Origin of the sequence: Tardiphaga sp. 37S4 (assembly GCF_021044645.1) — a bacterium.
Lineage (GTDB): Bacteria > Pseudomonadota > Alphaproteobacteria > Rhizobiales > Xanthobacteraceae > Tardiphaga > Tardiphaga robiniae.
Genome location: NZ_CP088008.1, coordinates 5,800,677 through 5,825,276, shown reverse-complemented (window position 1 = coordinate 5,825,276; position 24,600 = coordinate 5,800,677). Strand labels below are relative to the sequence as shown.

Annotated in this window: 27 protein-coding genes; 11 read left to right on the top strand and 16 right to left on the bottom strand. The window is 61.9% G+C overall.

What is annotated here, in order from left to right; all coding sequences use genetic code 11:
• Nucleotides 1-63: 63 nt before the first annotated feature.
• The 5 genes from LPB73_RS27690 to LPB73_RS27670 form a co-directional block, all read right to left on the bottom strand.
• Nucleotides 64-288 carry a hypothetical protein gene (locus tag LPB73_RS27690; protein ID WP_089267813.1) on the bottom strand — a complete coding sequence of 75 codons (225 nt, stop codon included), beginning with the start codon at nt 286-288 and terminating at the stop codon, nt 64-66.
• Between the two features lie 64 nt (nt 289-352).
• A complete protein-coding gene (gene htpG / locus LPB73_RS27685) occupies nt 353-2,224 on the bottom strand; it encodes a molecular chaperone HtpG (RefSeq protein ID WP_231078856.1) in 1,872 nt (623 codons plus the stop codon).
• 122 nt (nt 2,225-2,346) lie between these two features.
• Nucleotides 2,347-2,643 (bottom strand): DUF3303 family protein, encoded by a 297-nt coding sequence (locus LPB73_RS27680; RefSeq protein ID WP_089267815.1) that lies wholly within the window; start codon nt 2,641-2,643, stop codon nt 2,347-2,349.
• A gap of 32 nt (nt 2,644-2,675) precedes the next feature.
• Nucleotides 2,676-2,852 (bottom strand): hypothetical protein, encoded by a 177-nt coding sequence (locus LPB73_RS27675; protein ID WP_210269243.1) that lies wholly within the window; start codon nt 2,850-2,852, stop codon nt 2,676-2,678.
• Nucleotides 2,853-2,994: 142 nt separating this feature from the next.
• Nucleotides 2,995-3,309 carry a hypothetical protein gene (locus tag LPB73_RS27670; RefSeq protein ID WP_089267817.1) on the bottom strand — a complete coding sequence of 105 codons (315 nt, stop codon included), beginning with the start codon at nt 3,307-3,309 and terminating at the stop codon, nt 2,995-2,997.
• A 309-nt stretch (nt 3,310-3,618) separates the two neighbouring features.
• On the opposite strand from LPB73_RS27670, the gene LPB73_RS27665 reads away from it, so the two are divergent.
• Entirely contained in the window at nt 3,619-4,701 is a 1,083-nt protein-coding gene (locus LPB73_RS27665) for a methyl-accepting chemotaxis protein (RefSeq protein ID WP_120287443.1), read from the top strand.
• Nucleotides 4,702-4,768: 67 nt separating this feature from the next.
• Nucleotides 4,769-5,134: a glyoxalase superfamily protein gene (locus tag LPB73_RS27660; protein ID WP_231078855.1), complete on the top strand. Its 366-nt coding sequence runs from the start codon at nt 4,769-4,771 to the stop codon at nt 5,132-5,134.
• Between the two features lie 35 nt (nt 5,135-5,169).
• Here LPB73_RS27660 and LPB73_RS27655 read toward each other — a convergent pair whose 3' ends face one another.
• Genes LPB73_RS27655 through LPB73_RS27645 form a run of 3 tightly spaced genes read right to left on the bottom strand, consistent with a single transcriptional unit; the run spans nt 5,170 to nt 7,582 of the window.
• The gene (locus LPB73_RS27655; RefSeq protein ID WP_231078854.1) at nt 5,170-5,691 is read right to left on the bottom strand and encodes an NUDIX hydrolase; all 522 of its coding nucleotides are present in this window, start codon (nt 5,689-5,691) and stop codon (nt 5,170-5,172) included.
• A 15-nt stretch (nt 5,692-5,706) separates the two neighbouring features.
• Nucleotides 5,707-6,675, bottom strand: a complete 969-nt coding sequence (gene denD / locus LPB73_RS27650) for a D-erythronate dehydrogenase (protein WP_231078853.1) — start codon at nt 6,673-6,675, stop codon at nt 5,707-5,709.
• Between the two features lie 10 nt (nt 6,676-6,685).
• The gene (locus tag LPB73_RS27645; RefSeq protein WP_231078852.1) at nt 6,686-7,582 is read right to left on the bottom strand and encodes an NAD(P)-dependent oxidoreductase; all 897 of its coding nucleotides are present in this window, start codon (nt 7,580-7,582) and stop codon (nt 6,686-6,688) included.
• A 271-nt stretch (nt 7,583-7,853) separates the two neighbouring features.
• On the opposite strand from LPB73_RS27645, the gene LPB73_RS27640 reads away from it, so the two are divergent.
• Together LPB73_RS27640 and ilvD are read left to right on the top strand one after the other, a co-directional pair.
• Nucleotides 7,854-8,813 carry an ABC transporter substrate-binding protein gene (locus tag LPB73_RS27640; RefSeq protein WP_414716920.1) on the top strand — a complete coding sequence of 320 codons (960 nt, stop codon included), beginning with the start codon at nt 7,854-7,856 and terminating at the stop codon, nt 8,811-8,813.
• 101 nt (nt 8,814-8,914) lie between these two features.
• The gene (gene ilvD, locus LPB73_RS27635; protein WP_231078850.1) at nt 8,915-10,609 is read left to right on the top strand and encodes a dihydroxy-acid dehydratase; all 1,695 of its coding nucleotides are present in this window, start codon (nt 8,915-8,917) and stop codon (nt 10,607-10,609) included.
• 211 nt (nt 10,610-10,820) lie between these two features.
• Here ilvD and LPB73_RS27630 read toward each other — a convergent pair whose 3' ends face one another.
• From LPB73_RS27630 to LPB73_RS27620, 3 genes are all read right to left on the bottom strand, one after another.
• Nucleotides 10,821-11,642: a 3-keto-5-aminohexanoate cleavage protein gene (locus LPB73_RS27630; RefSeq protein ID WP_231078849.1), complete on the bottom strand. Its 822-nt coding sequence runs from the start codon at nt 11,640-11,642 to the stop codon at nt 10,821-10,823.
• A gap of 3 nt (nt 11,643-11,645) precedes the next feature.
• On the bottom strand, nt 11,646-11,990 hold the full coding sequence (locus LPB73_RS27625; protein ID WP_120288051.1) for a RidA family protein: 345 nt from the start codon (nt 11,988-11,990) through the stop codon (nt 11,646-11,648).
• A 120-nt stretch (nt 11,991-12,110) separates the two neighbouring features.
• The gene (locus tag LPB73_RS27620) at nt 12,111-12,338 is read right to left on the bottom strand and encodes a hypothetical protein (RefSeq protein ID WP_147421582.1); all 228 of its coding nucleotides are present in this window, start codon (nt 12,336-12,338) and stop codon (nt 12,111-12,113) included.
• A gap of 313 nt (nt 12,339-12,651) precedes the next feature.
• Between LPB73_RS27620 and recQ the strand changes: the two genes are divergently transcribed.
• Nucleotides 12,652-14,529 (top strand): DNA helicase RecQ, encoded by a 1,878-nt coding sequence (gene recQ / locus LPB73_RS27615; RefSeq protein ID WP_231078848.1) that lies wholly within the window; start codon nt 12,652-12,654, stop codon nt 14,527-14,529.
• Between the two features lie 22 nt (nt 14,530-14,551).
• On the opposite strand, the gene LPB73_RS27610 is transcribed toward recQ, so the two are convergent.
• On the bottom strand, nt 14,552-14,884 hold the full coding sequence (locus LPB73_RS27610; RefSeq protein ID WP_184512264.1) for a GYD domain-containing protein: 333 nt from the start codon (nt 14,882-14,884) through the stop codon (nt 14,552-14,554).
• A gap of 35 nt (nt 14,885-14,919) precedes the next feature.
• Nucleotides 14,920-15,423 (bottom strand): hypothetical protein, encoded by a 504-nt coding sequence (locus LPB73_RS27605; protein WP_210269244.1) that lies wholly within the window; start codon nt 15,421-15,423, stop codon nt 14,920-14,922.
• Nucleotides 15,424-16,462: 1,039 nt separating this feature from the next.
• Between LPB73_RS27605 and LPB73_RS27600 the strand changes: the two genes are divergently transcribed.
• Both LPB73_RS27600 and LPB73_RS27595 read left to right on the top strand, forming a co-directional pair.
• On the top strand, nt 16,463-16,660 hold the full coding sequence (locus LPB73_RS27600) for a hypothetical protein (RefSeq protein WP_089263559.1): 198 nt from the start codon (nt 16,463-16,465) through the stop codon (nt 16,658-16,660).
• Between the two features lie 168 nt (nt 16,661-16,828).
• The gene (locus tag LPB73_RS27595; RefSeq protein ID WP_231081270.1) at nt 16,829-18,043 is read left to right on the top strand and encodes a serine hydrolase domain-containing protein; all 1,215 of its coding nucleotides are present in this window, start codon (nt 16,829-16,831) and stop codon (nt 18,041-18,043) included.
• An 11-nt stretch (nt 18,044-18,054) separates the two neighbouring features.
• On the opposite strand, the gene LPB73_RS27590 is transcribed toward LPB73_RS27595, so the two are convergent.
• Complete coding sequence (locus tag LPB73_RS27590; RefSeq protein WP_231078847.1) at nt 18,055-18,447, bottom strand: nitrile hydratase accessory protein; 393 nt, start codon at nt 18,445-18,447, stop codon at nt 18,055-18,057.
• A 244-nt stretch (nt 18,448-18,691) separates the two neighbouring features.
• Between LPB73_RS27590 and LPB73_RS27585 the strand changes: the two genes are divergently transcribed.
• Nucleotides 18,692-20,338, top strand: a complete 1,647-nt coding sequence (locus LPB73_RS27585) for an amidohydrolase (RefSeq protein ID WP_231078846.1) — start codon at nt 18,692-18,694, stop codon at nt 20,336-20,338.
• Between the two features lie 171 nt (nt 20,339-20,509).
• Here the strand turns inward: LPB73_RS27585 and LPB73_RS29260 are convergent, their stop codons facing one another.
• Nucleotides 20,510-20,728, bottom strand: a complete 219-nt coding sequence (locus LPB73_RS29260) for a DUF3551 domain-containing protein (RefSeq protein ID WP_089263548.1) — start codon at nt 20,726-20,728, stop codon at nt 20,510-20,512.
• Nucleotides 20,729-21,352: 624 nt separating this feature from the next.
• On the opposite strand from LPB73_RS29260, the gene LPB73_RS27580 reads away from it, so the two are divergent.
• Both LPB73_RS27580 and LPB73_RS27575 read left to right on the top strand, forming a co-directional pair.
• Nucleotides 21,353-21,556 (top strand): DUF6894 family protein, encoded by a 204-nt coding sequence (locus LPB73_RS27580; protein WP_231078845.1) that lies wholly within the window; start codon nt 21,353-21,355, stop codon nt 21,554-21,556.
• 207 nt (nt 21,557-21,763) lie between these two features.
• Entirely contained in the window at nt 21,764-23,206 is a 1,443-nt protein-coding gene (locus tag LPB73_RS27575) for an alpha/beta hydrolase (RefSeq protein ID WP_231078844.1), read from the top strand.
• A gap of 25 nt (nt 23,207-23,231) precedes the next feature.
• On the opposite strand, the gene LPB73_RS27570 is transcribed toward LPB73_RS27575, so the two are convergent.
• Entirely contained in the window at nt 23,232-23,807 is a 576-nt protein-coding gene (locus tag LPB73_RS27570; RefSeq protein WP_349768796.1) for a DUF992 domain-containing protein, read from the bottom strand.
• A gap of 244 nt (nt 23,808-24,051) precedes the next feature.
• Between LPB73_RS27570 and LPB73_RS27565 the strand changes: the two genes are divergently transcribed.
• Nucleotides 24,052-24,585 (top strand): TerB family tellurite resistance protein, encoded by a 534-nt coding sequence (locus tag LPB73_RS27565; protein ID WP_231078843.1) that lies wholly within the window; start codon nt 24,052-24,054, stop codon nt 24,583-24,585.
• Nucleotides 24,586-24,600 lie beyond the last annotated feature (15 nt).

Sequence of the window (24,600 nt, the reverse complement as noted above, 5' to 3'; positions counted from 1 at the left end):
AGATCAGCCTTGCGCTAGTTCAAGACCACGCCCAACGACGATTGCTGCAACGCACGCGCGCGGTCACTGCATCCGCTTTTTCAGCGCAGCATCGATACAGGCGAGTTCCCGCTCGATCTCCGCGACCATCGAGACAGGATCGGTGTCGGAGATCAGGTGCATCTTCTCGTATGTACCGTCCTGAATGCTCTTCAGGATGGCCAGGCGATCGTCCCGATAACCCTGCAGGCGCTCGAAATCGCCGCGCTCGGCGTATTTCGCGATGAGTTTCTCGAAGACAGTGCTCATGGGTGGAGTTCCTTGGCATCAAAAGCGCGGGGGACGAATGCCCCGCGCCGTGAACGGTCGGCGATCACAAACCGCGCAGCACCAACCGGTTGAGACGGCTCGCAAACGCGGCCGGATCTTCCGGCAATTCGCCGTCGAGGATCTGCGCCTGCTCGAGCAGCAGGAACGCGATGTCGGACGCCTCGCCGCCCGCCGCTTTGTCCGCACCGGCGATCTTCGCCACCAGCGGATGGCGCAGATTGATCTCGAGGATCGGCTTGGTGACGCTGCCGCGATTCTGCATCGCCAGCATGCGCTCGAGCTCGCGATCCGGACCGGCGCCGCCGGCCACGAGACACGACGCCGACGTGGTCAGACGCGTCGAGACCTTCACGTCCGAAACGCGCTCGCCGAGCGCATCCTTGATGACGGCGATGGTCCCGGCCTCGTCGGTCTCGGTCTTCAGCTCGTCCTTGGTCGCGTCTTCATCAATGCGCGGGATCAGATCGAGATTGACCTCGCCCTGGCTCAGCGACTTCAGCGGCTTGCCGTCGAAATCGAGCGGCGCCGAGCTCCAGAACGCATCGACCGCGTCGGTCAACAGCAACACTTCGATGCCGCGTGACTTGGCGGCTTCCAGCTTCGGATTCGACTTCAGGCGATCGAGGCTGTCGCCGGCGAGATAATAGATTTCGGTCTGGTTCGGCTTCAGGTCGGCGACATAATCCTTCAGCGAACGCTTCTCGCCCGAGGTCGTGGTGAAACGCGACAGTGCCAGCAGCTTCTCGCGGCGCTCGAAATCCTCATAGATGCCTTCCTTGATCACCGGACCGAACGCGTCCCAGATCTTGGTGAAGGTCTCGGCATCCTTCTCGCTCAGCGTCTCCAGCTCGCCGATCACGCGGGTCGCCACGGCCTTCCTGATTTGCGCGAGCTGCGGATTGTTCTGCAGCATCTCCCGGGAGAGGTTCAGCGGCAGATCCTCGGCATCGATGACGCCGCGGATGAAGCGCAGATAGGACGGCAACAGGTCCGCATCGTTGGTGATGAAGACGCGGCGCACATAGAGCTTCACATGGCCCTTGCGGTTCGGCTCAAACAGGTCGAACGGCTTCTGCGATGGCGCGAACAGCAGCACCGCATAGGAATAGCGGCCCTCGGCACGGTAATGTAGCGTCATCGCCGGTTCGTCATAGGCATGCGCGATGGACTTGTAAGCCGCGCTGTAATCCTCCGGCGTCAGTTCGGACTTGGAGCGCTGCCACAGCGCGCTGGCCGAATTGATCTGCCGCGGCTCGGCGTCGCCGTCCTTGAGCATGATCGGAAACTGGATGTTGTCCGAATAGGCGCCGACAATGCGCTCGATCTCATAGGTCTCGAGATATTTCTTCGCGTCGTCTTTCAGATGCAGCACGATCGACGTGCCGGTCGGCACGCTCATGCCGTCACTGACCTGGCCGATCTCGAAACCGGCACCGCCGGTCGAGGTCCAGGTGAAGGCGTCATGAGTACCGGCACGGTGGCTGGTGACGACGATCTTCTCCGCCACCATGAAGGCCGCATAGAAGCCGACGCCGAATTGGCCGATCAGGTTGGAGCCATCCTTGGCTTCGGTCAGGCGCGACAGGAATGACTTGGTGCCGGATTTCGCGATGGTCCCTAGGTTGTCGATCAGTTCCTGGCGATCCATGCCGATACCGGTATCGACGATCGACAGCGTGCCCGCCGCCTTGTCCGGAATGATGGTGATGTTGGGCGACTGACCGTCGGGGATCAGCTGCGGATTGGCGATCGCCTCATAGCGCAGCTTGTCGCAGGCATCGGACGCATTGGAGACCAGTTCGCGCAGAAAAATGTCGGTCTCGGAATAGACCGAGTGAACCATCAGGTTCAGCAATTCGGCGACTTCGGCCTGGAACGGCTGGGAAACGGGTGCAGCGGTGTCAGTGGTCGTCATGAAAAGTGCCCGATACTGGTAAGGGAGAGATCACGCATATAGCGACGCGGATTTGCCGAGTCCATGGTGCAAACCGATGGTTTCCGCGCGAAAAGGCTGATCGGGAACTGAAACTCGCGACGCTACTTTGAAGCAGCGACCTGCGATGCGAGCAGAGCCGTGGTCGCATCGAGATCGACCAGCGGATAGACCTCGAACTGAGCCGGAATGATATCGGCCCATTCGTTGAGGATGCGATGCAGCACGTCGTTACTCTCGACCTTGAACACCGCAACCACGCCGCGGCCGACGCGGGGATAGATGTGCTGGCAGATGCCCGACGCCTGATACCCCGCCATCCACGGCCAGAAGCTCTGACGCGCGGCCGCCATGTCGGACGGACGATCAGCGCGCGGATTCGAGATCACCAGAAACAGCATCGCTGATCTCCTGTCGGCGCACTCAGAATGCGTCAGCCCTGCAGCGCACCGTGATAGGCGCTTTCCAGCATGGCCAGGCATTCACGCGCACGCGCCTGCGCGATGTCGTTCGCGGTCTGGGAGATTTCGCGGAGATCGCGGATCGCCAGATCGACGGCGCTCAGCAGATCGATTTCGCACTCATCGGCCTGGGGGGCCGCTACACGCATGGGGAAAGGGATAACTACACTCACTGGCACGCCCGCTCTTCACGATTGCAACGCTCGAATCACTCGCGACTCATTTGGCCTGCGAATGGTTAAGCCAATCGGTAGGAAGCAACGGATCTGACGTAAAACTGTCGCGCCGCCGTCAATCCTGCCAGCTCACCGGCGGGATCAGACCGACGGACGGGTCATCGCCAGGGTCATCCGACGGCTGGATCGTGGGCGCTTCGTCCTGTTCGGGCGTCGCGTCGATAATCATGGCCGGCGACGGAAGCTGTGGAACGGCCATGCTCTGCTGCCCGCGCCGATAAGATTCGAATTCGAGCTGTTTGGCGAAATACCGGAACAGGTCAGCCGCGTATTTGCGCTGCTCGGGGCTGGACGCCGAGGCGATCTGGAAGATCAATTCGTCGGACAGTTCCGACGTGGTCGCACCGGTCAGGTCTTCGAGAACGCTCATCACAATGGCTCGGCCTATGAAGCCTTGAGCCTGCACGAGTGTGGTTGATATCGCGTTGTTCGTCAGAATAATCGGGCGCGCGTGCATAAGCATCACTAATGACGCCCTAATTTGTACCGTTAGGGGGCATCGAACGTCCTGCGGATGCGGCCGCGCATGACCAGACACAATGAGATAGTGGCTGTTGCGCACTCCTGCCGCTTATTCGTGCAAGTCGGCGGAACCCGGCACACGGAAAATTAAGCCACGATTAACCATGACCGGGCAATAACGGGGAGGTAACTGATTGCTGTCAACGGGGATACGACGATGGTCTTGGCAATGAACCGCAGCAGTCATTCTGCGCATGCCAATGCAACCGGAGAGAACGACGATAGCTCCGATATCTCCGCGCTGATCGGGCGGTTGACCGCCGAGGTCAACGAGATCGCCTGCGAAAAGACCAGGTCGATCCAGCACATCACCAACCAGATGAAGATGCTGGCGCTGAACGCGCTGATCGAAAGCTCGCGCGCCGGCGCGCAGGGCGCGGGCTTCGCCGTCGTCGCGCAGGAAGTGCGTAATGTCGGCCAGCAGGTCGAGACCATCGCGCGCGATCTGGAATCCCAGCTCACAGCCCGCACCGGCAGCCTGATGGCGTCGATCGAGAAGATGACCGAACGCTCGCGCGGCGAACGCATGGTCGACCTGTCGCTGAATGCCATCGAGCTGATCGACCGCAATCTCTATGAGCGGACCTGCGACGTCCGCTGGTGGGCGACCGACTCCGCCGTCGTCGACTGCGCGGCCGCACCGAGCGACGCCACCGTCGCCCATGTATCGGAGCGGCTCGCCGTGATCCTCGGCGCCTACACCGTCTATCTCGATCTCTGGCTGTGCGACATGCAGGGCAACGTCATCGCCAGTGGCCGTGGCGATCGTTTCAATGTGACGGGCCAGAACATCGCCGGCACCGCCTGGTTTCGCGATGCCCGTACGCTGCGCTCCGGCGACGACTACACCGCGGGCGACGTCGAGCGCCAGCCGCTCCTGAACAATGCGCAGGTCGCGACCTATTGCGCCAGCGTGCGCGAAGGCGGCAAGGCCAATGGCCGCGCCATCGGCGTGCTCGCGATTCATTTCGACTGGGAAGCTCAGGCGCGCGCCATCGTCGAGGGCGTTCGCGTCGACGACGACAAGACGCGCGTGCTGCTGGTGGATTCGAACCTGCGCGTCATCGCCTCGTCCGACGGCCAGGGCCTGCTCACCGAACGCATCCCGCTGGCCTTGAACGGCCGCCGCAGCGGCTTCTATCACGACCGTTCGGGCGGCCTCGTCGCCTTCCATGCCACACCGGGCTATGAGACTTACAAAGGTCTCGGCTGGTACGGCGTGATCATGCGCGGCGCCTAGCCGCACGATCTAGTCAATGACGACTTCGCTGCGATAATCTCCCCTACGCCACGAGCGGGAGACAGCGATGACCGACGTCACTTTCGAACCGGCAATTCCGGTTCTGCGCATCTATGACATTGCTAAAGCGAAGGAGTTCTATGTCGACTTCCTCGGCTTTGCGATCGACTGGGAACATCGTTACGAGCCGGACTCCCCGCTCTACATGCAGGTATCGCTCGGCGGCGTGAAGCTGCATCTCAGCGAACACTATGGCGACGGCACGCCGGGCACCGTGGTCTATATCCGCGGCAGCAATATCGCGGCTTTCGCAAAGGAGCTGCATGACAAGCAGGCCCGCTTCGCGCGCCCGAGTCCGACCGATAGGGGCCCAAAGATCACCGACCCGTTCGGCAATGTGCTGCGCTTCGATGATGCGACCAACACGCACTGAGCCCGCCGCTTCAGCCATCGCTGCAACGAGAGAACTTACCCGTTCAACCAGTTCCGGATCTTCGCGAAGAACCCCGTGTCACGTCGCACGGCGACAGGCCCCACGGCAATTGGCCGCACCGGCTCGCCATCCACGACCGGCGCTGCCCTTGCTGCCGCCAGCGCCATGGGCCCGACCTGCGCGAGGAACGCATGTTCATGGCTGCGCGTCAGCCGCGCCAGGGCGGCGTCAAATGGCAACCACGCGACTTCGCTGATATCCTTCATCAGCTTGCGTGACGGCGCGGGCGCGGCCTCCATATGCCAGAAATGCACGACCTTGGTCCGTTCGCCGAGCGGATAGGCCAGCGCACCGAGATAGTCATGCACCGACGCAGCATGACCGGTCTCTTCCAGCACCTCGCGCTCGGCCGCATCACGCGGCGTCTCGCCATTGTCGAGCTTGCCTTTTGGAAGCACCCAGTCGCCGCGCTTGCGCAGGCACACCACAGCGAACAGCGGCGTCTCGCCCCGCCGCACGACAATGCCTCCCGCCGCCATGATGATATCGCGCGCCATGATTGTCCTTAACCGCTAACGCACAAAGACGCCATCGAGGTCATCCTCGATATGAGCATGAATGATGGAATCGAAACTCTGTTCCGCCTGAAAGCCTAGCGCCAGCGCACGTTTGGTATCGAACATCGTGGGCCATCCGGCAACCATCGCCATAGTGGCGGGATCTGGCACATGCTTGATGCGTGTCACAACACTGTCACCTGCCACACGACGTAGCGCCGCGATCATGTCGGCGACCGATGCCCGTACGCCGGGCATCATCACCGTGCGGCGTGCGCCGAGCTTGGCGCTGTCGAGCGTCGCACCATGAAGCAGGAATTCCGTCGTTGCGCGCGGACTGGCATGGGTCTGACCTACATCGTCGGTTACCGGCAGCACCGCCTCACGCCCGGCCAGCGGCTCGCGAATGATATTGGAGAAGAAACCCGACGCAGCCGCATTGGGCTTGCCCGGCCGTACGCAGATATTCGGCAGGCGAATTCCGATGCCGTCGAAGAAGCCGCGCCGCGTATAATCCGCCAGCAGCAATTCGCAGATCGCCTTCTGCGTCCCGTAGCTCGACAGCGGCGTATGAAAAAAAACGTCGGCGATCGGCCCGTTATAGGGCGCGCCGAAGGTCGCGATTGACGAGGTGTAGACGATGCGAGGGCGATAACCGCCCCCCATCGCGCGGATCGCCTCGAACAGATTGCGCGTGCCGTCGAGATTGACCGCGTAGCCCTTGTCAAAATTCTGCTCGGCTTCGCCTGAGACGACCGCAGCAAGATGGAAGATCAGGTCGGGCTTTGACGCCAGCAGTGCTGCGGGCGCATCCGGTTTTGCGAGATCGACCATGATGCTGCGCGCGCCGACCAGATCGCTGGGGATCGCATCGGCCATCGCCAGATCGCCGATTTCCCCACCGCCGACATGACCGTCCTTCAGCAGCCGCTCACACAGCTTGCGGCCGATCATGCCGGCCGCGCCAATCACCAGAACCTTCATTCCTTGATCTTCACTCTTTGGGTGCCGACAGCTTGTAGATCTCCAGCGCGTCGGCATCGGCGCCGCGCACCGCCTTGCCCATGCGGAAGATCTGCGCCGCGAGCGCCGCCATCGGCACCGGCGTCGATGTGTCCTGCGCCACGGCGACGACCGTATCGAGATCCTTGAGCATCGTATGGATGTGGCCGAGCGGCGGCGAATGAATGCCCTGCGCCATGCGCGGCACGAACAATTGCAGCGGGATCGAGTCTGCAAAACCGCCCGCCAGCGCCTCCGGCAGACGCTTGGCGTCGATGCCGGCATTCACGGCAAGCCGCGTCGCTTCGGCCAGCACCGCCATGGCGCAGCCGACGATCACCTGGTTGCAGAGTTTGGTCATCTGCCCGGCGCCGGTCGGCCCCATATGCGTGAAGTTGCGCGCCATCGCCAGAATATAAGGCCTGATACGTTCGACATCGGCGGCGGTGCCGCCGGCCATGATGGCCAGCGTGGCTTCCTCAGCGCCCTTGGTGCCGCCCGACACCGGCGCATCAATCCAGCCCATGCCGTTCGCCGCCTTCAGCCGCGCCGCGATGGACTTCGTCTTGTCCGGATGGATCGAGGAGAAATCGACGACGAGCTTGCCGTTGCCATCGGCGCCGGACAGGCCGTTGTCGCCAAACACGACCTCCTCCACCGCCGATGCATCGGTGAGGCACATGAAGACGATGCTGGCATGAGCGACGACATCACGTGGACTGGCGGCTGCTTTCGCACCGGCCTCCACCAGAGCATTGGCCTTGCCGGGCGAGCGATTCCAGACGGCCACATCGTAACCGGCGCCCAGCAACCGTTTGGTCATCGGCAGTCCCATCAGGCCGAGGCCGAGGTAACCGAGCTTCTCTTTGCCGCCCGCTGTATCCACCATTTTGACGCCGTTGTCCTTCTGCCGCCGAGCCACGCTGCTCGCATCTGCGAGCTATCTACGCTGCGTCCGCAGCCGCAGCAACGATGATATCAGCGCCTGCGCAACTGCCAAATGTTGCGCCACAGCACGAATGAATGTTGGGCACGCACCTCGCTTGCCAGAATATTTGAAGCATGAAAGGCTTCAAGACAGTGGGGCTTTTCTTTTGGCCGTGTCTGGCCATCATCAAACGGAGTGAGCGGGCATGAAGCTGGGTTCTTCGAAGTGGCTGATGGCGGCGACTCTCGCGGCGGGGGCGCTGTCGGGTGCGGCACAGGCGCAGACGATTCCGACCATCAAGGTCGGCTGGACCATTCCGGCCGAAGAATCCAAATACTGGATGATGAAGCGCCCGACCGAGTTCACCAATCTCGGCAAGACCTACAATATCGAATGGACCCAGTTTCAGGGCACCTCGCCGATGACGCAGGCGCTCGCCGCCGGCGCGCTGGATTGCGCCACCCAGGGCGTGCTGTCGCTCGCCAACGGCGTCAACGGCGGCAACCTCAAGGCCTATATCGTCGCGCAGCACGTGTCGGAAAAGCCCGGCAGCTTCTCGGTCTACTGGGCCGTGAAGGATGACTCGCCGATCAAGACCATCGCCGATCTCAAGGGCAAGAATGTCGGCATTTCCGTCATTGGCGGCGGCACCTACGGGCCGTTCAAGATGCTGCTGAAGGGCGCCGGCGTCGATCCCGAGAAGGACGTCAAGCTGATCGAGATCGGCTTCGCAGCTTCCGAGGATGCGCTGCGCCAGGGCCGCGTCGACGCGATCAACATGAACCAGCCATTTGCCGCGCGCATGGAAGCTAAGGGCGGCACGCGCAAGCTGTTCTCGCTGAACGAAGCGATGCCGAACATCGTGCATATCCTTGAAGCCTGCCGCGCCGATTTCGTCGACAAGAATCCCGAACTCGCCAAGGCCTATGTCGCCGACATCACCCTTGGCATGAAGAAAGCGTTGGCCAACCGCGAGGAAACGCTGAAGGTCGTCAACGAAGTCATGAAGGCGCCGATCCCGGTGCTGGAAACCTATCTGCTGAAGGAGAACGACTTCGCCCGCGACCCGGGCGCAGCACCGAACTTCCCCGCCATGCAGAAGATGCTCGATATCTATACCGAGGCCGGCATGCTGCCGAAGATGGACGCGATGCAGTTCAAGCACCCGACCATCGTGGCGCCGATCCAGTAGAGCAAGACGCGACATCTCATTGTATGATGTCCTGAGGCCACGCCCACGGCGTGGCCTCAATGCATTGGACGACAAGACCAAGAAACGGAAAGATACGCCCCATGAAGAAATTGCGATCCCGCGTCACCACCGACGGCCTCGACCGTGCCCCGCACCGCGCTTTCATGCGCGCCATGGGCCTCGACGACGAGGCGATCGCAAAACCCATGATCGGCGTGGTGTCGATGAAGGGCGAGCAGACGCCCTGCAACATGACCCATGACTTTCAGGTCGACGCCGCCAAGACCGGTATTTCCGAAGCCGGCGGCACGCCGCGCGAGTTCTCGACCATCTCGGTCTCCGATGCCATCAGCATGAACCATGAGGGCATGAAGTTCTCGCTGCTGTCGCGCGAAATCATCGCCGACAGTATCGAAGCCGTGATGCACGGCCTCGCTTACGACGCACTGATCGGCTTCGGTGGCTGCGACAAGACGTTGCCCGGCGTCATCATGGGCATGGTCCGTTGCAATGTGCCGTCGATCTTCATCTATGGCGGCAGCGCGCTGCCGGGATTACACAAGGGCAAGACGCTGACTGCGCTGGATTCCTATGAAGCCGTCGGCGCCTTCATGACCGGCGACATCGACAAGCAGGAGCTGGAGGCCATCGAGCGCGCGTGCCTGCCAACCATCGGCGCCTGTGCGGGCCAGTTCACCGCCAATACGATGGCGATGGTCTCCGAGGCGCTGGGGATCACCATGCCCAACGTCTCGATGATCCCCGGCGTCTATGCCGAACGCGCGCAATTCGCGCGGCGCGCCGGACGTCTGGTGATGGAGATGCTGCGCAAGAGCGGCCCGTTGCCGCGCGACATCGTCACCCGCAAATCGCTGGAGAACGGCGCGGCCATCGTCGCCGCCACGGGCGGCTCGACCAATGCCGCATTGCATCTGCCGGCCATCGCCAACGAGGCCGGTATCAAATTTACCATCGACGATGTCGGTGAAGTCTTCGCGCGCACGCCGCTGATCGGCAATCTGCGGCCGGGCGGCAAATATGTGGCCAAGGATGTCTACGATATCGGCGGTACGGCGGTCGTCATTCGTGCACTGGTCGAGAGCGGCCATATCGACGGTTCGTGCCTGACCATCACCGGCCGAACCATCGCGGAAGAATACGGCAACGCCAACAAGGCCGATGGCGAGATCATCTACTCCTCAGCAAAGCCGATCATGCCCGATGGCGGCGTCGCGGTGTTGAAGGGCAACCTGTCCCCCGATGGTGCGGTGATCAAGGTCGCCGGTCTGAAGAAGACGGTGTTCGAGGGCACGGCGCGCGTGTTCGAAGACGAAGAAAGCTGCGTCGCCGCGGTAAAGGACCAGAACTACAAGGAAGGCGACGTGCTCATCATCCGCAACGAAGGCCCGGTCGGCGGCCCCGGCATGCGCGAGATGCTCGGGGTCACCGCGCTCATCTACGGCCAGGGCATGGGCGAGAAGGTCGCGCTGATCACCGACGGGCGCTTCTCTGGCGCCACGCGCGGCATGTGCATCGGCTATGTCTCGCCGGAAGCCTATATCGGCGGCCCACTCGCGCTGGTGCGCGATGGTGACAAGATCCGCATCGACGCGCCGGCGCGGCGACTGGATCTGATGATCAGTGATACCGAATTCGCCGCACGCAAGGCCGCATGGACCCAGCGCCCGCCGCGTCACCGCGCCGGTGCGCTGGCGAAATATGCCAAGCTCGTCGGACAGGCCCCCGGCGGCGCCGTCACACATGATGGCGGCGCGGAATGGCCGTGGTTTGAGTGAGTAGTCCTGGCGCCGGCAGTGCGCTCCTTCTCCCCGAACTGCGCGGGGAGAAGGTCAGGATGAGGGGCAAGGTAACGGCCTATCATCTCGCATGGTCTATCGGGTCGGGATCGGTGCGAACCGTGAATGCGATTGTGCGACGACTACAGCGCGCCGCCCCTCACCCGCCGCGAAGACGCGGCGACCTCTCCCCGCAAAAGGCGGGGAGAGGTTAGGGAAGCTCCGCGGTCGCGGCCCTGAGCTCATCCGCCGTCGCCGCCTTCAGCCCAACCGCCTCGATCGCGCGTCGCGCCGCCGCAACCAAATCCTGATTGCCTTTGGCGCGGCAGCCATCCGGCAGCAATTCGTTGTTCTCAAAGCCGACGCGGATATGGCCGCCGAGCAATGCGCCCGCGGTGACGCAGGCCGTCTCCTGCGCACCGAAGGCGCAGACACTCCAGTGTTCGAATGTTGGCGCGCCGGATACGACGAACGGCAGCAGATCGGCCGGGTGTGACGTCTGCCCCGCCGTATAACGGCCGAGCACGAACAACACTGGCAGCTTCTCGAACGGCACTAGCCCGCGCTTGCGAAACTCGGCCAGCCGCGCAGCATCCTGCGCATCGTAGAGAATGATTTGCGGTGTCACGCGCTCGCGCTTCATCCAGCCGAGCAGATCGGCGAAGGCCTGCTCCTCGCTGGCATCGGGCACCAGTTCGCGCAGCGCCAGCGACGCCGCTTCCGGCTTCACCGCCTGCACCACCGCGCGCTGCTGCGCCGGTGTGTATTTGCCGAGCGCCTCGGAGGTGATCTGGATGACAAGCCTGTCGCCGACCGCGCTGCGGATCGCCGCGATGGCGTCCCGATAGGCCGCCGCATCGAGCAGGTGACTGCCGTCGGGATGACGCACATGGGCATGGATCATCGCCGCGCCTGCCTCAAGGCAATGCGCAGCCGTCACCGCCAACTCCGCCGGCGTCAGCGGCACGGCGGGATGGTCGGCCTTGACCTTGCGGCCGCCGTTGGGGGCGACCGCAATGGCAACGGGAGGCATGATTTACGGAATCGCTGCGATAACGGCGATCTCGACCTTGATGGCGGGGTCGGCGAGCTTCGACTCGACGCAGGCGCGCGCTGGGCCGACTTCGGGCACCCAGGCATCCCACACTGTGTTCATGGCATCGCGGTCATTGATGTTCGGCAGCCAGACGGTGGCGCTGAGGATGTTGTTCTTGTCGGTGCCGGCTTCCTTTAGGAGCGCATCGATCTTGTCGAGCACCTGCTTGGTCTGCGTCTTGACGTCGCCCGAATATTCATCGGGCACCTGGCCGGCCAGATAGACGGTGTTGCCATGGATGGAAGCCTGGCTGAGACGCTTGCCGGGACCGAGACGCTTGATCATGCAGAAGTCTTTCATTGAGTGTGGAACGGAGTGACCCGGGCGCGACCATCCCCGCTCGGAACTGGCCCGTCAAGCCCATGACGCCACACGGCACAAGTGGCCCCGCGTGGACCACGTCCACTATTCCGCGGCGCGGGCCCGCTTCACGGCATCGTCCATCAACGCCTTTGGCGCTGGCAGCCGCAACCGGCGGCCATGCTGCAGATAGAGCAGCGCGACACGCTTCGGATCTGACAGGTTCCAGATTTCGACCGCGGGCAGCCGCCCGACCAGCGTCACGGACGGCCGATGCGCGATGACATGGGACAGGATCGCGGACTTTGGCCCCTTTTTGAATTTCCGGCGCACTTTGCGCGCGGCATTCTCATTGGCCGCGTGCCAGCGGATCTTGGGTCCGCGGCGACGGTTCAGAAGCCAAGAAAAGATTCGCAAAATGAATGGCATACGGCTTTTCTTTTTGCCCGGTTGCAGCGACGCTGGCGCGGTCGCGCACTCATTCTCTTAGAACGGATCATCGACAGGGGTAAAGCGGCGCGATCAAGGCGAAACGTCGCGATGCCATAGAGAATGAAGCATTCTCTCGGGAATGACGCGTTCTCCTGGGGGAACGACGCGTTTCCCGGGATATACGCGACCCTCGAATCAGGAATAGACCTGCGCCATGTCCGTTCCCGCCGGCGCCTCGCGTCAATCGAAAAATCAGCCAGACGTGTTCCAGACCTCGGACGCATTGTCCGTGCTGCATTCGGTGTTCGGCCTGCCGGGTTTTCGCGGTGCACAGGAAGATATCGTTCGCCACGTGACCGATGGCGGCAATTGCCTGGTGCTGATGCCGACCGGCGGCGGCAAGTCGCTGTGTTACCAGTTGCCATCCTTGCTGCGCCCGGGCTGCGGTATCGTCGTGTCGCCCTTGATTGCGCTGATGCGCGATCAGGTCGCGGGCCTGCTTGAGGCGGGCGTCAAGGCGGCGGTGCTGAATTCCACCCTGTCTTGGGACGAAGCCAACGAGGTCGAGCGGCAATTGCTCGCCGGAGAACTGGACCTTCTCTACGTCGCCCCTGAACGTCTGGTCACGCCGCGGTGCCTGTCGATGCTCGGCCGCGCCAAGATCGCCCTGTTCGCCATCGATGAGGCGCATTGCGTCGCGCAATGGGGCCACGATTTCAGGCCCGAATATATCGGCCTCTCGGTCATCGCCGAACGGTTCCCGAACATTCCGCGCATTGCGCTGACGGCCACTGCCGACGATCTGACCCGGCAGGAGATCGTGCAACGCCTCCGCCTGGAAGACGCACCGAATTTCGTGGCGAGTTTCGACCGGCCCAACATCAAATACGAGATCGTCGACAAGACCAGCGCACAGAAGCAGTTGCAGGCTTTCATCAGCGACCGGCATTCCGGCGAGGCCGGCGTGGTCTATTGCCTGTCGCGTGCCAAGGTCGAGGACACCGCCGCCGCATTGAACAAGGCCGGAATCCTCGCGCTGCCCTATCACGCCGGGCTCGACGCACGCCTGCGTGAGACCAATCAGGATCGCTTCATCAATGAAGACGGCGTGGTGATCGTCGCCACCGTCGCCTTCGGCATGGGCATCGACAAGCCCGACGTGCGCTTCGTCTGCCATCTCGATCTGCCGAAGAGCATCGAGGCCTATTATCAGGAAACCGGCCGCGCCGGACGCGACGGCAAGCCGTCCAATGCCTGGATGGCCTATGGTCTCTCCGACATCGTGCAGCAGCGCCGCATGATCGACGAGTCCACGGGGTCGGAGACGTTCAAGCGCGTCTCGATCGGGAAGCTCGATGCGCTGGTAGGCCTCGCCGAAACCGTCGATTGCCGGCGCACGCGGCTGCTGGGTTACTTCGGCGAAGAGGCCACCGGCACGCGCTGCGGCAATTGCGACAATTGCCTCTCGCCGCCGAAAGTCTGGAACGGTAGCGTCGCCGCGCAGAAGCTGTTGTCCTGCGCCTATCGCACCGGGCAGAAATTCGGCGCCATGCATCTGGTCGACGTGCTGATCGGCCGCCTCACCGACAAGGTCAAGCAATTCGGCCATGACAAGCTGTCGGTGTTCGGCATCGGCGGCGAGCTCACCGAGAAACAATGGCGCGCCGTGATGCGGCAACTGGTGGCGCGCGGCTTTCTCTATGCGGATGCGGACGCATTCAATGCGCTGAAGCTCACCGAAGAAGCGCGCGGTGTGCTGAAGGGCGAGATCGAGCTGATGTTTCGCGAGGAGACCGGCGGCACCGGCCGCGCCCCGCGCAGCAAATCCCGCCGCGGCGATCTCGCGGCACCGCGCAGCGACAACGCCAATCCCGATCTGCTCGCCGTGCTACGCGCCTGGCGTTCCGAAGTCGCGAAGAAGCGCAACGTCCCGGCCTATGTCGTGCTACACGACGCCACCATCGATGGCATCGCCAGCGAACATCCCACCACGCTCGACCAGCTCCGCGAAATCCCGGGGATCGGCGACAAGAAGCTGGAGCATTACGGCGACGAGATCCTCGCGCTAGTGAATGCGACGCCAGGGCGATAGCGGCGTTCGAAGCCACCGATGTCTATCGGGCGGGCTTGTAACCCTTGACGACGGACTCCGACTTCTTCAGGGCCGCCACAAGTTCCGCCCCGGTCATCAATGCAGTCGTCTGGCTGGACTTGATGGCGCCACCCGCCGCAATCGCGACGGCGATGGCCGCCATGCTCTCGATATCCGGCACATCGGCGATCAGCATCACGTCATATTCGCCCAGGCAATACCAACCTCCGATCAATGTTCCTCCGACGGCCTCCGTCGTCTGCCGTCCAACGGATTCAACGCGGTTCTGCGGATTCTTCATTTGCGCGGCCCATGATTCCGGCGTGTAGGCAGCCTGATACATATAGAGCGGCATGTTCGACCTCCGTCAGCCGGGATTGTCCTGACCTTTCACCGGGAGAACAGCGCGAGCTTCGCCATTTTCACGGCACGGCCTAACTCTATTCGCGCGATGATACCGGCAGCGATCTGCATGGTGGCGCCGATTGCCCAGCTCAAACAGATGATGCCAGCCGTCCTGGGGCGCACGGTTTCACCCAGAATGATACTGGAGACTGACGTGATCGCCGTCACCGATGTGATGAAGGTACCGGCCGCAGTGAGCAGCTCCACCATATCCGCACTGTTGCCCAACCCGCGCCATAGCGGCAGATGCATGCGGTAATCGGCAGGAACCTGGGGCAGATCGATTCCGAGATAGAAGCCGGTAGCCCCGTAAATGATCATGGCGAACACGACTTCACCCGAGCCAATGACCTCGATGAAGCGGCCAACCTCGGCAACGAACAGCCCGCAGGCAGCCCCAACCAAAGCGAGTCCGGTCCGTTCGAGAATGTGCGCCAACCTGCTGAGGGTCGAGCGGGTGTGCCACGATGCGCTGGGCTTGATGATCATGTGATCCTCGTCTGCCCATGAGCCCTTCGAGGAGGAGTTTTGAAGGCCGCCCTCCGCAATAACAAGCAGGAGTGCTTACCTAAATCGAGTGGGGTGGCGGTAGCTGCTTCGGTGACGTGGAAACACACGCTCGCATTCTCGCGGCGCTTGCGCGTCCGAGTTTTGCGCATTCCTTCCCACCCTCAATCAAGAGGGCGTGCGGAACGCCGGGTGCCCGTTGCACCCTTGGGCCTGATGCGATGCGGTCTTCCGCAATTGAGAGTGCATCAGGACTTTCGGAGGCGTCAGGCAAGTGCCCGACGTTCCGCCTGCGGTGTTTTTTCGGTTGCTTGCACTTTGCCTCGACGAACGCTCCGATCGCGAATTAAAGTCCCAAGGCGATGGGAAGGGAGCCTCAAGCGACTAGGCCGAACACGTTTTGACTTGGTCGTCCGTCACACTGTCCAGGGAGTCTTTCCATCCCAAGATCGGCCGTCTCCTTGCCAGTGGCAGTGCTGGCGCAGATCCGTCCTGCCCGAAGACAGACGTCACCCATGAACCGCGTAACGCCGCATCTCCGGCGTCCACCGCATCCAGCCCCGCGAACGTGACGATCGCGCTCGCCCCTCTCATCGGGACCGGACGAAGGAGAATATAATCCAAGAAGGGATGTTGTCAATGGAAGATAGGAAAATATGTTTGGCGCTGTCTTGCCGCTCCAAACTGTCATTCCGGGCGGCTGCGCGCCTTCGCGCAGACGAACCCGGAATCTCGACCTGTTCAGCGCAAAACTCTCTGAGATTCCGGGTTCGCGTCCGGCAAGTGCCGGCCGCGCCCCGGAATGACGAGCGGGGGGTCGAGATTCCCCGGCATCGAACAATACGTATGACGCGATACCGCCAAAGGCGCCAAAACCGCTGCATTCGTAAGTATCCGGCTACGCGACGAAACAAATCTCCGCTTCCACGAAACAATTTTCTACACAGACGCCATCGGCTGGAAACCGGCCGGGACTACACCTCCATGCAACAAGTAGCCGCGTAGACGGCAGGAGGCCGCCATGAACCACTCGATCCACAGCGCAGACCGCAGCACGCATCTGAAGATCGTCGTTGTCGCCCTGGTTGCCGGCATCGCGGTTGCAGGTTTCGGCATCGCCGCCCGCACGGGCACCAGCGACGGCACCCAGACGGCCCGCGTCATCAAGGCCGGTCAGCCGACCGCGCTCACCAGTTCGAACACGACGGCGGTTCGCTGACTATCGCATCAGGACACCGGACCGGTTTGACATCAATCAGCGTAATGCGCCGGTGATGCCGGCGCACCGCGCATTTCAACATTGGCACCCTCGACAGTCCTTCTGCCCTGCCATAGTAAATCCTTGAGCGCATCGACGCGCCCGAAGATGCAGGACAGACCTTTGACTGTGACAGATGTGGCGCCGGGTGCAGGCGAAGCCAACAGCACCATTCGTCAGGCTTCCGCGACGAGCCCCAAGACCGCAAACCAGACCGCAACCGACGCGATCATCAATTCCTATGCCGGCCGATCGATGCCTATCGATCATCTGCGGACTTTCGTCACGCCCGAGATGAATTTCGCGACGCGCACCATCAAGGCGGGCGCACCGGTGCGGCCACTGATCTATAGCAAGCACACGCTGCCTGACTTTACGATCGTCTCCAATGGCGCGAGTTACGACATCTACGACTATGTTTCGCGCAACCGCGTCGCCGGAATTCTGGTGATGAAGGACGACGAGGTTCTGCTCGAACATTACGATCTCGGTATCGAGGCATCGACACGCTGGCTGTCGATGTCGATGGCGAAATCCTTCAGCACCACACTGATCGGCGCTGCCATCCAGGACGGGTATATCAAGAGCGTCGACGATCCGCTGGTGACTTATCTTCCCGAATTTTCCGGCACCGCCTTCGAGGGTGTCAGCGTGAAGACGCTGATGCAGATGACGTCAGGTGTGCGCTGGAGCGACGACCAGACCGACGCACAGTCCGAACGCCGCAAGCTGCTCGAATTGCAGGTGGCCCAGCAGCCCGGCGCCATCATGCGCTACATGGCGGAGCGTCCGCGCGCCGCGGCGCCCGGCACGCAATGGTGCTACTCGACCGGCGACACCCATGTGGTCGGCGCGCTGGTGAAGGCGGCCACCGGCAAATGGCTGAGCGATTATCTCTCGGAGAAGATCTGGTCGAAGCTCGGCATGGAAGCCGATGGATGCTGGTGGCTGGAAGCGCCGGGCGGACTGGAAGTCGCCGGCAGCGGGATGTTTGCCACCCTGCGCGACTATGCACGCTTCGGCCGTTTCATTCTCGATGACGGCGTGATTGATGGAGAGCGCGTGCTGCCGGAAGGCTGGATGCGTGCGGCCGGCGCCGCGCGTGAGATCAACGGCCAGCGTGTCGATTACGGCTATATGTGGTGGATCGTACCGGGCGCGGACGGCTCGCTCGATGACGGCGCTTTCACCGCACGCGGGATATTCGGGCAACTGATGTATATCAATCCCAAGCATCGCGTGATCTGCGCGGTGCTGAGCGCGCGGTCGAAGCCACCGACGATGGTGAACCCGGCGGTGGCGGACAATGCGTTCTTCAATGCGGTGGTGAAGGCGCTGAAGTAATCGCACGACCGCTAGTCGTGATGCGCAAAATCCGCCGGGGTCAGTTCGATCGGCTGGCCATGCGGCGTGCGATCGGCGGCGTGGTCCCAGGCATCGCGGTAGCGATGCAGCGCATCCGCCGTCGTCACACCCTTCTCGGCGATGAGGTTTTCCAGCGTCGCTAGCCAGTGCCGGTAATAGGTCTCGCCGGTGTCGGCATCGCCGCCCGCCTGGGCGCGCTTGATCTCGGCAGCCAGCGCCGCAGCCCATTCCATCCAGGTGAACACGCCGCGCTCATGCAGCGTCACGGCCATGGCAAAGGCCTGGGCCTCCCACGGCTCGCGAAACACCGGACCCTCGGCGTCACAGGGGATGCTCGGGATTTCGGCCGTCGCACGCGTTGCAGCTTGAGTATTGGTCGTCATCACACCGGCTCCAGACATCAGGCGAATCCTACACCGACGTGCGCCTCACGCAAATGTCGCTGCGTGACGCGCATGGCAGGTGTCTAATTCCTGACCTGCGAGAAAAACTCCAACATAAAGCGCGATATGCGGCGCATTGCCCCGTCTGCAGGCTCACACTGCACAATCTGCGATCTTGCTCCGCTGAATAATTTTGGCGTACCCGTCGCTGCACTCGATCCCGTGAATAAAAGGTAGACTTAAGATGGAAAAGCCAAGCCTCATCCTGACCGGAGGACGCGTGTTCTGTGGTCTCAACGAGGGCTTTGTCGAAGCCATCGCGATCGCATCGGGACGCGTGCTGGCGACCGGTTCGGCCGAGATAATCGCCGAGCTTGCCGGGCCGGATACGCGCATCATCGAACTCGCCGGCCGCACCGCCATCCCGGGCCTGAACGATGCGCATATGCATCTGCTGCCGCTCGGCCTGACCATGACCGAAATCAATCTGCGGCCGGAAACCGGCGCCAACTCGATCGGCGAAATCCTGCGCCGCGTCGCCGAGAAGGCCAAGACGGCCAAGCCCGGCGAATGGATCAATGGCCGCGGCTATGACCATTACGAGCTCGCGGAAAAGCGACACCCCACTGCCGAAGAGCTCGATCAGGTTGCGCCGAACAATCCGGTCTATCTCAAGCGGACCTGCGGCCATGTCGCCGTGATCAATACGCAGGCGATGCGCGCGGCCGGCATCGGCCACAACACGCCGCAGCCTGACGGCGGCATGATCGAGCGCCGCGACAACAAGCTCACAGGCCTGCTCGCCGAACGCGCGCTGCGCCTGATCGTCGACGCCGCGCCGAAGCCAAGCGCCGAGCGCCTGCGCGATGCGATTGACCGCGCCAGCCGGTTCATGCTCGAGCAAGGCTTCACCAGCGTGATGGATGCCGCGGTCGGCATGGCCGCGGGCATGGACGAGATCGACGCCTACGAGCATCTTGCGAAATCGAACACGCTGCCGATCCGCACCTGGGTCTGTATCTACGGCAACACCGACGGCATCGGCGATCAGGCCCATGCTGCCGGTTATCGCTTCGGCCGCGAGGTCGGCTTGCTGCGCTATGGCGCGATGAAAGTGTTCGGCGACGGCAGCGCGGGCGGACTCACCGCCGCGATGTCGGAGCCCTATCTCGTGGGCGATCCCGATAATCGCGGCATCTTCTGCTACACCGACAAGGAAATGCACGACTATCTCGCGCATTATCACAATCTCGGCTACCAGCTCGCCATCCACGCCATCGGCGACGCCGCCATCGAACAGGTGCTGTCAGGAATCGAGAAGGCCGGTACGGCGGACAATCCGATCCTTGGCCGCCGCCATCGCATCGAGCATTGCGGCTTCCTGAGCGACAGCCAGATCGCACGCATGGCAGCCTCGGGTATCGATCCGGTGCCGCAGCCGGTCTTCATGTATGAATTCGGCGATCTCTACATCACCAATCTCGGCCAGGCGCGCACCGATGTCGCCTATCCCATGCGCAAGTGGTTCGACGCCGGCCTGCATCCGGCCGCAAGCTCCGACGCGCCGGTGTCCACCACCGATCCCTTCAAGAACCTGTTCACGATGACGACGCGCATGTCCAACCGCCATACGGTGCTTGGCGAAGGACAGAAGCTGTCGATGGCGGAAGCGATCCACGCCTACACCTATTTCGGCGCCTATACGCAATTCGCCGAGGAGCGCGTCGGACGCCTGGTGCCGGGCCAGCTCGCGGATATCGCCGTGCTCAGCCACGACGTCTTCACCTGCGCGCCCGAGGAAGTCGAGAAAGACACCCGCTGCGATCTCACCATTCTCGGCGGCGATGTCGTCTTCGACAGGCTGGGTCAGGTCGCAGTCGCGGCGGAATAAAGAGAGCGCAAGACGCTGCGATATGCGGCCAATGCCCGCTGTTTAGTCGTATCGCAGCAAAGATCTGTTTGACGGAGGCCCTTGCCGTAAGGGCGCCGCTTCGTCTGTGCATAAAGGTACCGTCGCCAGATGACATGGCGACGGCTGCCGATTCAAAAACGACACTACGCCTTAACGGACGCGCTTGCGACAGGAGGCACCTGTTCCGCTGACCGCTGCACGGCATTGGTCGATCGTGTCATAACTACAATCGGTGCCCCGCGACTGTGATTTGGCGCACCACGCCCTCCCCTTGGCTTCGCTCTGCGTGGTGACGAATACCATGCTCGCGCTTGCCACGATCGTGGAAACAAGCAGGGATAATAAGAAACGCTTCTTCAGGTTCTGCATCGCATCCTCCTTTTCAATCGTCGGAATAATGGATGACGCGATTGCATCACGATATCGGGTGTTGACCTGATCCGAGCCGCGGAATCACCCTGCGATGACAGCGCAAGATCGTGATGCGCTGGAATGACGATCGCAGGCGAAACGGTGTAATCGTATCGCTCACCTGCAATAGCGATGCGATACCGGGTGGGATCTTCCGCTCGATGTGCGGACCCAGCAACGACCATGGCGCCAGTAATACCGGTTATGCCAATGCCGCCTGTGACTCCCCACGGCCGCTCCGGTGGCAGCACCAATAGCCGCACCGCGTCGGCCGCCGACGGCGCCGCCAATGATGGCACCGGACACAGCGCCGCGTCCTGCTGCGCTTTGGGCAAGCGCATCCGCCAGCGGAACCACTGCAGACAGCGCGAGTAGAACGAGCAAGGCTGAGATCCTTCGCATGCGTAACTCCCTGACAATTGATGCTGTGGCCCCCGCACGCGTTCCGATTTGAAATGCACATCCAGAACCATGGCTATCGGGGAAAACCCTTGGTCGGTGCACATGACGCGCCATCGCATGTGTCAGCGCCTTACTAATTATTCACTGGGACACGCGGCTCTTCCAAATTATTGGAGCGCGATGCGATACTTTTTCCATATCCTGGACGGGCCGAAAGTTGTTCCCGACGAGGTCGGAAGCCGCCTTTCAAATCCGAAGCTTGCGATCACGCAAGCGCGCGCCCTTGCTACGGAACTAGGCAAGGCCGGCGCGCTTTGCGGGTCCCATCTGGTGTTCGTTCTCGACGAGAACGGCAACCGGATCTTCGGCTGCCGGGCTAACTGACGGCTTTGCATATGACTGCCGTCGCATGCGCGGATCTAGACGTCGCCGAAGAAGTTACCGATTATCAGGGTAAAGCCCGATACCCGCTCAGGTGCTTTCCCTTATATCTCCTGTCGCGCTTCAAATTTTCCGGACTATCCTGCACCACGTCGTCATTTACGGGGTTCGGTCGTGCGGGCCAGAATCTTCAGATTTGCAAAGATCCTAATGGCGTTTTTCGGCATCGCGCTGATGACGATCTTCGCTGTCCGCATCTACGATTCGCAGCGCGGACTGCCACTCGAGACATGGCATACCTACGTTCCGCATGAGCTCCATGCGAGCAAGCTGGATACCGCCGACTGGGCGCAATACATGGCGGCTGAGGCGGAGCTTTTCGACGAAGTCCGGCGCGAGGTATCGCAGAAGCTCGATGCGACAGAACGTGTGCCACCCAATCGGTATTTCGAAGGCAGCCCAGTCTATCCCCCGCATTTCGTGCAGGACTTCAACCGATCCTTTGTGCTGGAGCCGAAGGGGAAGCCGATCGGAGCGGTCGTGCTGCTTCATGGCCTGACGGACTCTCCCTACAGCCAACGCCATATTGCGCGCTTCTACCGCGATCAAGGCTTCCTGGCGATCGTACCAAGGCTGCCGGCACATGGCACGGTTCCGGCCGCGCTGACCGACGTCGCGTGGGAAGACTGGTTGGCTGCAACGCGGCTCGCGGTGCGGGAAGTCAAGAAGCATATGGAGTCGCCTGTGCCGCTGCATCTGGTTGGATTTTCCAATGGCGGCGCGCTGGCCATCATGTATGCGCTGGATGCCATCGACGACGAAAAACTGTCACGACCCGACCGCCTGATACTGATCTCGCCGATGGTGGGTATCACGAGTTTTGCACGGTTTGCCGGCCTTGCAGGATTTCCGGCAATTCTGCCCGCCTTCGCCAAGGCCGCTTGGCTCGACGTCGTTCCGGAGTTCAATCCCTTCAAGTACAATTCATTTCCGGTGAATGGCGCGCGTCAATCGCATCTTCTGACCAGGGCTCTGCAACGGAGGCTCGCGCGCTACGCGAGCGAAGGCAGACTGAGCCGGTTTCCACCCATCCTGACATTCCAGTCGCTGATGGATTTCACCGTCAGCACGCGGGCCATCGTCTCCGATCTCTATGCCCATCTGCCGGCCAATGGGAGCGAACTCGTTCTGTTCGACGTCAACCGCACCGCCCGATTTGGCCCTCTGCTGCGCACCAGCACCGACACCGCGCTGGCGCGCATTGTACCCGCCGGCCCGCGGCGCTACCGCCTCGCCGTCATTACCAATTCCGGTGACAATAATGACGACGTGATCGAGCGTGTGACCGAGGCCGGCACCGTCGACGAGCATTCCCGCCCGCTCGGCCTGAACTATCCACGGGGCTTCTATTCGCTATCACACGTGGCGCTGCCATTTCCGGTCAGCGATTCTCTCTATGGGGCGGAGCCGGACAAGTCCGAGGATTTTGGCGAGAACCTCGGTACCCTGGCGCCGCGCGGCGAACGCAATGTACTGATCGCCAGCCTCGACTCGCTGATGCGGGCGTCATCAAACCCGTTCTTCCCCTATATGGTCGGCCGGATCGGTGAGAGCATTCTCACCCCCGCAAAGACCGCTCAACCTGCCCGATAAAGCGATGACCGATGATAAATGCCGACTATCGAAGAACGAGATTGGATATGCCCAGTGCCAGATTCAATCCGATCTGGCCCTCGACAGAGAGCGGCTGCAGCGTGATCGTACGGCGTGATCCGCCGACGAGGACATTGGCGCCAAGACCCAGGCCGATGGCAACATTTCCGCTTGCCCCGACATAGCTGCCTCTCAACGTACCGCGGCCGATATTACTGTTCCGCGCAAAGACGCCCCAGAACAGTGTCCCTCCTCGGGTTACGCCAACATCGAGGCCAACCCGCCTGATCGTGCCCCTGTAACTATATTGCCGCGCAGCCACAGTGGACAGGAAGACACATTGCATCTCCTGGCGTGAGCCTAGAACCAGCCCGACTCTCGGACCGGTGCTGCATGTCAGTCCGCCGACGCGGAAAAGCTGTTGCGCGTGAGCCGGTGCGGATAACATCTGCGGGATCAGGAAGGCGCATGCCACCGTCAATATGCGAATACTGAACATCTGCTTCCCTCTCGGAGCCGCGACAAAATAACCAGGCTTCTGCCGGACGAGGCTAGCCGTCAGCACGCAATAGTTAATCGGGAAAAACCCTGAAGAGGTCATGATGAGTACCCGGATTGCCGGGGAACATTGATCTGGATTCAGGTACGCGCAGCAACGCCTGTCCCCGCGGAAAATTCCAGGTCATGCGCAGAGGCCGGAGCGCCACAACTACGGCTGCTTTGCCTCGCTTTTGGCCGAATCCGGAAACTTTAAAATTCGGTAAGAAAGTGGCGGCGCCGATGGACAAACGCCATCTTCAGCTCAGGCGACCGCTCCTGAAACTTCCCAGATATCGCGGGCCCGGATGGCCGGCCGCAAGAGCGCCGTCGTCGTTGTCTCTGAAGAGAATGGTCGGGTGATGTTTGGATCAATCAAGGCGTTCATCTCGCGTGCGATGGAAGACGCCAATCAACGGAAAAACGTCGAGCAGAGAGAGCTTCTCATCGTGACCGCGGCATTGCTCATCCGCGTTGCCACCGTCGATAGCGAGCTATCGGATATCAGGCGCGTCAGATTGCATGCCATTTTCAGATCGCATTATGGGCTGGATGACGCGGCTACGGTTCAGCTTCTCGTTGATGCAGATGCAGTCGCTCGTAGCGCAGTCGATCTTTATCGCTTTACCCGGCAACTCAACGAGTTCCTCGATGACGATGGACGTCGACGGATCGTTCAACTGATGTGGGAGACCGTTTACGCGGATCAGCGGGTCAACGAATTTGAAGAGAATCTGATCTGGCGTGCGGCAGACCTTCTGGGTGTATCGTCCCGGCAGCGTGTCGAACTTCGACAGCACGTCGTCGCTCGCATAAAGAATTTGGCCGCGATGTCAGCCTGACGCGATCAGGTGCAT

Bases quoted from the DNA above. Each gene is read 5' to 3' on its own strand.
- LPB73_RS27640 (WP_414716920.1), top strand. From the start codon at position 7,854: ATGGCGGCGACTCTCGCGGCGGGGGCGCTGTCGGGTGCGGCACAGGCG.
- LPB73_RS27630 (WP_231078849.1), bottom strand. From the start codon at position 11,642: ATGCCTCCCGTTGCCATTGCGGTCGCCCCCAACGGCGGCCGCAAGGTC.
- LPB73_RS27590 (WP_231078847.1), bottom strand. From the start codon at position 18,447: ATGACGACCAATACTCAAGCTGCAACGCGTGCGACGGCCGAAATCCCG.
- LPB73_RS27585 (WP_231078846.1), top strand. From the start codon at position 18,692: ATGGAAAAGCCAAGCCTCATCCTGACCGGAGGACGCGTGTTCTGTGGT.
- LPB73_RS27600 (WP_089263559.1), top strand. From the start codon at position 16,463: ATGAACCACTCGATCCACAGCGCAGACCGCAGCACGCATCTGAAGATC.
- LPB73_RS27605 (WP_210269244.1), bottom strand. From the start codon at position 15,423: ATGATCATCAAGCCCAGCGCATCGTGGCACACCCGCTCGACCCTCAGC.
- LPB73_RS29260 (WP_089263548.1), bottom strand. From the start codon at position 20,728: ATGCAGAACCTGAAGAAGCGTTTCTTATTATCCCTGCTTGTTTCCACG.
- htpG (WP_231078856.1), bottom strand. From the start codon at position 2,224: ATGACGACCACTGACACCGCTGCACCCGTTTCCCAGCCGTTCCAGGCC.
- recQ (WP_231078848.1), top strand. From the start codon at position 12,652: ATGTCCGTTCCCGCCGGCGCCTCGCGTCAATCGAAAAATCAGCCAGAC.
- LPB73_RS27655 (WP_231078854.1), bottom strand. From the start codon at position 5,691: ATGGCGCGCGATATCATCATGGCGGCGGGAGGCATTGTCGTGCGGCGG.
- LPB73_RS27570 (WP_349768796.1), bottom strand. From the start codon at position 23,807: ATGACCTCTTCAGGGTTTTTCCCGATTAACTATTGCGTGCTGACGGCT.
- LPB73_RS27625 (WP_120288051.1), bottom strand. From the start codon at position 11,990: ATGATCAAGCGTCTCGGTCCCGGCAAGCGTCTCAGCCAGGCTTCCATC.
- LPB73_RS27610 (WP_184512264.1), bottom strand. From the start codon at position 14,884: ATGCCGCTCTATATGTATCAGGCTGCCTACACGCCGGAATCATGGGCC.
- LPB73_RS27575 (WP_231078844.1), top strand. From the start codon at position 21,764: ATGGCGTTTTTCGGCATCGCGCTGATGACGATCTTCGCTGTCCGCATC.
- ilvD (WP_231078850.1), top strand. From the start codon at position 8,915: ATGAAGAAATTGCGATCCCGCGTCACCACCGACGGCCTCGACCGTGCC.
- LPB73_RS27565 (WP_231078843.1), top strand. From the start codon at position 24,052: ATGGCCGGCCGCAAGAGCGCCGTCGTCGTTGTCTCTGAAGAGAATGGT.
- LPB73_RS27580 (WP_231078845.1), top strand. From the start codon at position 21,353: ATGCGATACTTTTTCCATATCCTGGACGGGCCGAAAGTTGTTCCCGAC.
- LPB73_RS27660 (WP_231078855.1), top strand. From the start codon at position 4,769: ATGACCGACGTCACTTTCGAACCGGCAATTCCGGTTCTGCGCATCTAT.
- LPB73_RS27665 (WP_120287443.1), top strand. From the start codon at position 3,619: ATGGTCTTGGCAATGAACCGCAGCAGTCATTCTGCGCATGCCAATGCA.
- LPB73_RS27680 (WP_089267815.1), bottom strand. From the start codon at position 2,643: ATGCTGTTTCTGGTGATCTCGAATCCGCGCGCTGATCGTCCGTCCGAC.
- LPB73_RS27690 (WP_089267813.1), bottom strand. From the start codon at position 288: ATGAGCACTGTCTTCGAGAAACTCATCGCGAAATACGCCGAGCGCGGC.
- LPB73_RS27675 (WP_210269243.1), bottom strand. From the start codon at position 2,852: ATGCGTGTAGCGGCCCCCCAGGCCGATGAGTGCGAAATCGATCTGCTG.
- LPB73_RS27670 (WP_089267817.1), bottom strand. From the start codon at position 3,309: ATGAGCGTTCTCGAAGACCTGACCGGTGCGACCACGTCGGAACTGTCC.
- LPB73_RS27645 (WP_231078852.1), bottom strand. From the start codon at position 7,582: ATGGTGGATACAGCGGGCGGCAAAGAGAAGCTCGGTTACCTCGGCCTC.
- denD (WP_231078853.1), bottom strand. From the start codon at position 6,675: ATGAAGGTTCTGGTGATTGGCGCGGCCGGCATGATCGGCCGCAAGCTG.